Raw genomic sequence first — 8,705 nt, forward strand, 5'->3', positions numbered from 1 at the left:
AGCATCATAGCTCTACAGCGTTTTGACGTTGTCACGTCATAACGCTTTAACTCTGCAGGTGGCGTGATACGTTACCCCCATGCGAATCATTACTCTCGTCACCCAGAAGGGCGGAACCGGCAAGACAACCCTTGCCGCCTCGCTCGCCGTTGCGGCCCAGGAGGCCGGTGAAAAGGTGCTCGCGCTTGATCTCGACCCCCAGGCCTCTCTGGCGACCTGGGGCGAGTTGCGCGAGGCCGACCTACCCCATGTCGAGAAGGTTCCGGCATCCGTCGTTGCGGACCTGCCGAAGCTGCTGGACGGGGTGAAAGGGCAGGGGTTCACCCTGACCATCATCGACACCGCCGGGGCCGATAACCCGACCACTCACATTGCCATGCAGACCGCCGAGCTATGCCTGGTGCCAATCCGCCCGACGCGCATTGACGGCAACGCGGTGCTGCCGACCGCCCAGGCCTTGCAGCGCCTTGCAAAGCCCTTCGCATTCATTCTGACCCAATGTGCGCCCCAGCCCAAGAACGCCCGCGCCACGGAAATGGCCGCTGGCCTCAAGACGCTGGGTGTGTTGGCCGAGCCCAACATCGCCCAGCGGGCCGACCACCAGGACGCCTATGCGGCAGGGCAGGGGGTCACAGAATACGCTACGGACGGCAAAGCCGCCGAAGAGGTGCGCGCGCTGTGGCAGTGGGTCGATAAACGTATGAAAGGAAAAACCCGATGAGCAAGCCATCCAGACCATCGGTATTTGGCGCCGTAACGGCCACGGCTGTCAGCGCGTCCGGCGCAGATGGTGGTACGGCAGAGCCGACCACCAAGCCTGCCAAGGGTGAATCCGGCATGTTCAAGACGAGCATCTACCTGCCGCTGTCCGTCAAGGACAAGCTGGAGGAGATTGCGTTCCACGAGGGACGGAAGAAGGTGCATGACCTCTTCATGGAGGGGATTGATGCGGTGCTCAAGAAGCGTGGCTATGCCACCACCGCTGAAATGAAAGACAACTCTAAAGCGTCGTAACGCTACAGCGCTACGACGTTATAGAGCTAAAGAAAGTAGGACGTATGACCATGAGCGACGACACCATGCCCGATGTAGCGCTCATCCGTGATGCCGACCTCAAACAGGAGATGGAGCGCCACAAGCGCCGCAACCTTCTGCCGAAGATGCTCGCACTAGAAGTGCGCATGCTCATCGAGGAGCAGACCAAGCGCGATGCCGCCGAGACCGCGCGCCAGACGGCGCTGGAGGCCATGCCGCGCGAGAAACGGCGCCGCGCTCAGGTGCATGATCACTTTCTCAATGAGGAGCCGCAGGCCGAGGACTTGCGCCACCTGCACAGCGTCCTCGCCATCTGCGGGCTGCCTTACGACCGGCTGCCACTGGACGTACGCGAGTACAGCCGCGAGCAGGGCAATATGGCGATCGACGTCACCGCCGGGTCCCTGCGTGGCCCGGATGGCTCCAAAGTGCTCCAGCCGCTGCCCTTCGGGCCGAAGGCGCGGTTGATCCTGATGCACCTGTGCTCAGAAGCCATCCGCCAGCAAAGCCCGACGATTGAAATCGCGGACACGTTCACGGCCTTCGTCCGTGACATGGGCTTTTCCGACAGTGGCGGAAAGAAAGGGCCGTTGACCGCGTTCCGCGAGCAGCTCAACGCCCTGGCCAGTTGCTCCATCAAGATATCGTCGTGGAACGGCAACAAGGTCAGGTCCAGGCAGTTCTTCCCGATCGAGGAAATGGACGTATGGCTCTCCGCGAACCAGGATCAGCCATCGCTGTGGCCGTCCACGGTGACGTTCAGCAGCACCATGTTCGAGAGCTTGCAGAAGCACGCCCTGCCGGTGAATGCGCGCGCGGTGCGCGCCTTCCAGGGCAGTGCCCGCAAGCTGGATCTGTATTTCTGGCTCGGGTGGCGCATCCACAACATCAACGAGCCGCTGCATATCAGCTGGGACGCCATCACCGAGCAATTCGGCTCCGGCTTCACCCGCCAGCGTGACTTCAAGGCCAAGTTCAAGGAAGAGGTCGGACACCTCAAAGAGGTACTGCCGAAGCTGCCGCTGAAGCTCACCGAGCAGGGCCTGGTGCTCAGCCCCGCAGATCCCACGGTTTTGGCGCTGCCACCCGTGCGCAAGCCGCTGAAAAAGGCGTGATTCGCCCGAATCTTAGCTCCGCAGACTTGGTCGCGCAGGCGCGTTTTCAAAACCCTTTAGAATCCAGCACTTATGGGGGTGTCTCCGCAGACTTGGTCGCGCACCTCCGCAGACTTGGTCGCGCTTCCCGTCCATTCTCCGCAGACTTGGTCGCGCATCCCCGCAGACTTGGTCGCGCGATTTCCGCAGACTTGGTCGCGCCTTACCGCAGACTTGGTCGCGCTTCCTATAATAAGGATACAGAACACTTATCAGAACAGTGCAGAACATCATCAACACACTCTCTCAAAACCCTTTTCCAGAATTACAGAAAAAGAGCTTTTTGAATTTTTTGAGAGAAAAGAGGGGAGGGGCCTTAACGGCGAATGCCACCACCCGAAGGCAGTGGCATCCTAACCCTTTACGGTCATCGGCTTCCCAGCCTGTACCGTGAGGACATTGAATCACGAATGCCTCTCACTGCCAAGGGCAGGGGCTTGGGTTCCTATGGCTCCCAGAGGGCCGCAGGGCGGCCTCAGGAGCGTTTTTGCTGTGAAGGTGTGGGTCGCTTCGGGCGACCGCCAGAAACCCCTCCTAACCCTTTTAGAAATATCCTCGGGGGTGTGGGGGCAGACAGCCCCCACGGGGCACGTCATCACGGGCACGTATGATGAGCACAACGTTGGGATACCACGGTGGGGGTGCAGGGGGCTTGCCCCCGCGACCGGCGCGCAGCGCCCGCACTGAAATTAAGGTTATCAGCCGCGCACCGGTTGACGCACCGCCTTATTGCGATATCCCTTGAGTTGCAGGGTCTCTTGAGGGGTGTTCATGGGCAAGCTGGTCATTGGTTCATTCATGTTTATCGCCGGTCTCTTTTTCCTCGCGACCGGTGTTGGCGCCATTATTGGCATCCCGATGTTTGCTGGCGGATTGATGATGGGCATTGCCGGGTTGGGATCGATCGGCAAAACCGCTGTGAAGACGGGTATGGCCGCTGGCCAGATCGTTCAGAACATGCAGAGCAGTGGCGCAGCACCGTCGCCCTATGCACCACCGCCGTATGCGCCAGTCAAGAATGGGAGTGGTCTCGATCTCAGGCGTTGGAATACGTTGGTCGAGCTTGATCCCGAAATTGCTGCCGCTGCAGAGCAAGTGCGTGCCGCAGGTCCGGGCTATGAAATGCAGCTTGCCGAGAAATATCTCGCTGTGAACGACAAGCAGTATCTGGCTGCTGCTGTTACCAAGGTGCTTGAGCAGGCGCGGTTGAACGAGGAGCGCCGCCAACACGAGGAACAGATTCCAGACCGTGGCATGATTGGTGGCTCGGAATACCAGCGCAAGGCTGGTGGTTTTTATCTGATTGTCAAAGGCAAAGACGTCGGAAGAACCTTCGTCACTTACGACGACATGAGGAAGGCCCTAGAGGGTTAGGCGCCCATTCGGGCAGGGAAACTTCTCTGCTGACGTGATGCGTTCCGCCAACTCTTCATAGGCACGGACTTTCTCAACACGGGCGGGCTCATGGCCCTGGCAAATGGTGAGAATGAGGTCGCGAAACTCAGGCCCGGCCAGTTCATGCGGTTCAACCAGTGGCTTCCGCTTGCCGTCGATGACGCCCAGGCGGTCGCCAAGGAAGCGGCTAAACTCGTTGGCCCGTTCGAGGCTGAGGCCCATGAACTGGCGCACATACGAGTTTTCAAGGAATCCGGCGGGGTTTTTGTAGTGCTCCGCAAGCTGCCCGTAGTTTTGTGCGAACATCCAGAGCCGGACGCCATAGCCACGGCCCAAATCGAGGGCGGTCTCCAGGATGTCGAGCCGCTTGAGCTTCGGCATTTCGTCCAGGAAGAACGTGACCGTAGGCGCGTCACGGTCAGGTTTGCCACGGCACAGCGTATAGAACGTCTGGCCGAGCAGCGCCCGGACGAACGAGGCGTATGCTTCCAACTCATCGACGCTGACACAGATGTAAAGGGTGGCCTTTTCGTTCCGCAGCGAGAGCGGGTCAAAATTCGAGGTTTCACTCAGTCGCTCGATGCGCGGGGACTGCCACACCTCGATGTTGGTGCGGGCTGTATCCAGAACGCCTTCTCGGTATTTGTAGGGCATCGTTCGCAGGGCATGGGCGCTGCGCACCAGTTTTTTAATGCCCGACCCCTTCAGGTGAACGATCCATTTGTAGAAGTCGCTCTCCAGAAACGCTTTCTCTGCGTTTTCTGCCGCCTCGGGGCCGTCGGCGACTGTCTCCAGGAAGAGACGGTCAAACACCGCACTCATGGTTCGATAGCCATTGTCACCACGCTCTTCAAACATGGCGGCATCCAGCAAGGCGTCTGCGAGCACCCCGAGACCTCGCTTGTCCCAGTAATCTTTTTTCTGCAGATCCTCTGGCACGATCAGCAGATCTACCAGTTTCTTGGCATCCTCATAGGCGTCTTCGACATTATTGCGGATGGCGTCGAGCGGATTGAACGAAATGGAGTTTTCCGGATCTGAGGGCGCGAAGCGGTAGACCGGCCCTACGTTCTCTTTCCGCCATACGGCTGTTTCCTCATAGAGTTCGCCCTTGATGTCGATGACGACGGCGCCGCCGTCCATCATCAGCAGATTACGCTGGACGGACTGGCTTTTGCCCTGACCAGGCGGTGCAATGGTAATCAGACTCTCATTGCGATCGTAAAGCAGCTCCGCTTGCGAGCCTTCCAATCGTCCCAGGCGGAGAACCGTGGGGCTTGGCACGCCTTTGGGCACCATGGCGGTTGCCGCCTGCTCGGGTGCCATCCAGCGGGCGCCCTGGTACAGCATACGCTGCAAGGTCGTCCGTTCCTGAGTGGTCAATTTCTGCGGCGAGGCGAGAGCCTGGCGCAGCGACTCCTGCAGGCGCTCCACGGAGGTGGTCACTGGGCCGAGGTGGCCCTCCAGGAGGATGGTGAGCTGCTGGCGCAGCTCATGCAGCATGTCCGCCGCCCTGAGCCCTGGCGGCGGCTGTAGCAGGCAGTCGCCCTTGTTCCAGATGATGGGTGTTATGATCTGCAGGCGTTCGATGCGGCTCATGTGTCCGATCGCCGACAAGAGGTCGGTGAGGCGCAAGGTCGCGCGCTGGGCTTCATCGAGGTCGCGTAGCGTTCGCTGAAATACCGCCGTGCGCAACGCCTGGGCTGCCGTCTCGGCCAGATACTCGCGTTGAATGCCGCCTGCGGCTTTGAGGAGATAATCGTCCTCATCAGCACGCTTATCGATGTGGACGAGTTTATCGGCCATGGTTTGCCCGAGACGGTAAAAGCTGATCCCCTGGAGAAGCGTCTGCTGGAGTTCCACGAGCGAAATGCTGACGACGTTCAGCTCATTCGCGTGAAAGTTTTCAATCTCTTTCAGAGAAGAGGGGAGGGCGCCTTTCGCGTGGGGCTGGCGGTTCTGCGGCTGGGTTGGGGGGAGTGGTGCTGGGCTGAATACACGCGCCGCGACCCCGCCGAATCCGCCGGAGATTTTGTAAACGTAGCCGACCACCAGGCCGCCGATGATCAGAATAAGCACTTCCCCCATTTGGCCCCTCGCACTGTTTTCAACTGACAATAGACACCCGGAACCTCCCGGTGCAATCGGTGCCGCGCGGGTACGGTGGCGCAGGGTCAGCGCACCCGCGGCCCGGCCATGACGTTGCCATGGCTTGGGGCCGGTCGGGCGCTTGCGGTTCCTAATTGGGCTTGGTAGCTTGAGCGGGTCTTTAGTGCGCACTTATGGGTTTGCAGAGCAAACCCGGCGCCCCATCCGAGGTTTTGTCGCTGTGGCCATCTACAGTTTGAACCACAAGCCGGTTGGAAGGAGCACGCAGGATCGTCCTTACACGACCGGCGCCCATGTGAATTACATCACCCGCGATCGGGCCTTAGGCCATCTGGACGGCGCCCGGCTGCCCGTTGATCGCGACGGTGCGCGCGGGTTCTTCAACCGCGCCGAGGATACGGGCCGAAAAAACGGGCGCGTGGCTGACAAGCTCATGCTGGCCCTGCCCAAGGAGCTGACCCCCGAGCAGCGGCATGAGCTGGTGCGCGGTTACGCAGAGGAGATCACGGGCGGCAAGGCGCCCTGGCTCGCTGCGCACCACGATATGGGCAAGGACGCTGCCAATCCCCACTGTCACCTCCTTATCCGTGACCAGGACCCGGAGACGGGCCGACGCGTGTTTGGCACCACCGAGCGGGGCTCGACCCAGCGCCTCCGCGATCTGTGGCAGAACCACACCAACCAGGCGTTGGAACGCGCGGGCCGCCCGGAGCGCATCGATGCCCGCACCTTGAAGGCCCAGGGTATCGATCGGGAGCCACAGGTGCATGAGGGGCCGCGCAACCGCGCCTTTCAGGAACGCGGGCGCAAGCCGGTGTCCCGTCCGCGCAATTTCCGCAACGGACCCGGCGCCAAGACCCCTAACCGGCGGGTTGATTATCCGGCGATTGATCGCGGTCGCACGCGCCGCGAGTTCAATCAGGATAATGAGCGCGATTACTGGAAAGAGCTGGACGCTGCCCGCCAAAAAGACGAACTCGACGGCCTCAGGCGGCTGCATCTGCCGCCCGATGGGAGGCGCGAGGACGCGCCCCGGCCTTCGTCCAGTGCCCCGTTCCAGGAAGCCCTGCGCAAGCAGCGGGAGCGGCCCACCGAGGCGGCGCCAAAGCAGCCTTTCTCGGTGCGCGACCTTACCCGACCCGAAGCGGCAGGAAAGCCGCCCGGCCTGCCGTTGCAGGGGGGCCTTGCCAAGGGCAAGGAGCCGCCCCAGAAGGTGCTGCCGTTCAAGCCGCGCCCTGGACGCGACGATGACGAGCGGGAGCGTTAGCCCCGGCTGGTTTACCAGTTCACGACGAGGGCTTTGAGCGAGGTGTTATCGGGTTGGATGCGAACCTCCCACTGGATATGAAATCCATCCTTCTCCAGCTCGGCGACGGTTGCCAGGGCAACCTCTGTCTTCGTCAGGTCTAATGGCTTGTGCGGGGCAATGACCACGCGGCTAAAGCCTTGCCCGGCTGCCTCGCTGATGGCTTCCTTTACCAACTTGACGGCCAGCAGCTTCTCCGCTTCGCGTTCGCGCGCCTGGCGCGTCATCTCTTTTACGCGTTCAAGGATGGGAGCGCCTGTCATGCCGCACGCTCCTGCTTTGCGACAGGCGCGAACCGTCGGCCCAGATAGGTATCTGTCACATCGAGGCGCCCATGGCCCAGCTCATGGGAGATCTCCAGCCGGGCCGCACGGTCGCGCGCGGCTTCGGCCGGGGTCATGGTGTCCACGGTCGGGCCACCCGCAGCGGGGCATGACCAGCCGGTGAGGGCTTTGTAGCGCCATTGGGCATAGGCGTGGCGGTAGCCGTGGGCATTGCTGATGCCTGCCTTAATGAGCTGATTTTCGTAAGACTTGAGGGCCTGGTGGTAGTTCCGGCCGCTCCCGATCAGCGAGCCGTCGCCGACGACGGCGCGCACCTCGTCGAGGAGAGCGCGCTGCTTTTCGTGGGTGATGGGGATCTCACGGTAGCGTCCGCCCTTGCACCAGCTCGCCTTCAGGGCGATGCGGTCGCCCCGGTCCGCGAGGACAGGGCGCAGCTTCAGCGCCTCCTCACGTCGGAGGCCGAAAGCTGCCTCGAGCTTCAGCGCGAGCTGCACGCGGGGGTCCCGCACGCGCTCGAGCGCCGCGCCCTCGAGGCGCTTGGCCTTGTTGCCGGAAAACCGGCCACGCTCCGCGAGGCCGTAGGTGTCATTCGTTTTCGGCAAGAGGCCCGGCTTGCCCACCTGGTACGCCCACCAGCGCAGCCAAGTGAGGCGGTTACGGATGGTCTGGTCGGAAAGCCCGTCCGTTTTCCAGTGGGCCACCAGTGCGGTGACGTGCTTGCCCTTTATGCTTGCCGCAGAGGGTAGGCGGTAGCCCATGGTCTTCAAATCGGTGGCCATGGCCATCAAGCCCCGCTGCCTCAGCGCACGGGTGCCAAAACTTCCCTCACCCGAACGGGTGCAGAGGGTTTTCAGGCTAAAGCTCAAATCATCCATGGTCGTGTCTATGGGTAAGTTTTACTGACCTACATGGGTGCCGCGTGCGGCATCACATGCGCTTGCCAGGGGCAAGCAAAAGGCCGGATACTCCCTGTTGTTGTCTCCGTTTCTACGGTCTCGTAGTCTCCTTGTGGTTACGCCCGATCGCGGGCCGTGGTGTCATGCGGTTCTGCATCGTGCGTTCCTTTCATTGGGTGTCTCGTTGGACTCCCCCGTGGCGTGCCCGTAGGGCCGTACAAGTGGGCGGGGGTTTGGCGTGGTGCGTCCTTGGACGCGTCGGTTGAATAGGCATGTCAGGTTCTCCTTTCCGGGATAAAGGGGCGGCATTGGCCCGTGGGTTGTTGCAAAGATGGCTCGCTGTCAGCGCTGGCAAGGTTCGAGCAAACCTCGCCAGTACCTTATGCCTCCGTCCTTTATCCGTTCCTGACGCGTGGCCGGTGTGCTGCCCCATACAGTCCCGGTCACGTTGGGTACGCCCTGTCACTACCGTGACGCCACGGTAGTGACAGGGCTGCCTTTGGCGCCCAGGTGTCGCCGGCACCAC

General features: G+C 61.5%; 8 protein-coding genes. 5 read left to right on the forward strand and 3 right to left on the reverse strand.

The window, feature by feature from the left end; genetic code table 11:
- The first annotated feature begins 79 nt into the window (after positions 1 to 79).
- The 4 genes from ACQKP1_RS25655 (at position 80) to ACQKP1_RS25670 (ending at position 3,563) form a co-directional block, all read left to right on the forward strand.
- Positions 80 to 721, forward strand: a complete 642-nt coding sequence (locus ACQKP1_RS25655; RefSeq protein ID WP_427277488.1) for an AAA family ATPase — start codon at positions 80 to 82, stop codon at positions 719 to 721.
- A complete protein-coding gene (locus ACQKP1_RS25660) occupies positions 718 to 1,014 on the forward strand; it encodes a hypothetical protein (RefSeq protein ID WP_427277489.1) in 297 nt (98 codons plus the stop codon). The genes ACQKP1_RS25655 and ACQKP1_RS25660 overlap by 4 nt, the downstream gene beginning before the upstream one ends.
- A 50-nt stretch (positions 1,015 to 1,064) precedes the next feature.
- Complete coding sequence (locus tag ACQKP1_RS25665) at positions 1,065 to 2,150, forward strand: replication protein RepA (protein WP_427277490.1); 1,086 nt, start codon at positions 1,065 to 1,067, stop codon at positions 2,148 to 2,150.
- An 810-nt stretch (positions 2,151 to 2,960) separates the two neighbouring features.
- Positions 2,961 to 3,563 (forward strand): hypothetical protein, encoded by a 603-nt coding sequence (locus ACQKP1_RS25670; protein WP_427277491.1) that lies wholly within the window; start codon positions 2,961 to 2,963, stop codon positions 3,561 to 3,563.
- Here the strand turns inward: ACQKP1_RS25670 and ACQKP1_RS25675 are convergent.
- A complete protein-coding gene (locus ACQKP1_RS25675; protein WP_427277492.1) occupies positions 3,552 to 5,672 on the reverse strand; it encodes a type IV secretory system conjugative DNA transfer family protein in 2,121 nt (706 codons plus the stop codon). The two genes, ACQKP1_RS25670 and ACQKP1_RS25675, sit on opposite strands and share 12 nt — an antisense overlap.
- A gap of 241 nt (positions 5,673 to 5,913) precedes the next feature.
- Here ACQKP1_RS25675 and ACQKP1_RS25680 point away from each other — a divergent pair, with 241 nt between their 5' ends.
- A complete protein-coding gene (locus tag ACQKP1_RS25680; RefSeq protein ID WP_427277493.1) occupies positions 5,914 to 6,960 on the forward strand; it encodes a MobA/MobL family protein in 1,047 nt (348 codons plus the stop codon).
- Between the two features lie 11 nt (positions 6,961 to 6,971).
- Here ACQKP1_RS25680 and ACQKP1_RS25685 read toward each other — a convergent pair whose 3' ends face one another.
- Together ACQKP1_RS25685 and ACQKP1_RS25690 are read right to left on the reverse strand one after the other, a co-directional pair.
- Complete coding sequence (locus ACQKP1_RS25685; RefSeq protein ID WP_427277494.1) at positions 6,972 to 7,262, reverse strand: hypothetical protein; 291 nt, start codon at positions 7,260 to 7,262, stop codon at positions 6,972 to 6,974.
- Positions 7,259 to 8,158, reverse strand: a complete 900-nt coding sequence (locus tag ACQKP1_RS25690) for a phage integrase N-terminal domain-containing protein (RefSeq protein WP_427277495.1) — start codon at positions 8,156 to 8,158, stop codon at positions 7,259 to 7,261. Before ACQKP1_RS25690 ends, ACQKP1_RS25685 begins: the two co-directional genes overlap by 4 nt.
- Positions 8,159 to 8,705 lie beyond the last annotated feature (547 nt).

Source organism: Allorhizobium sp. NPDC080224, assembly GCF_050281005.1.
Classification (GTDB): Bacteria; Pseudomonadota; Alphaproteobacteria; order Rhizobiales; family Rhizobiaceae; genus Allorhizobium.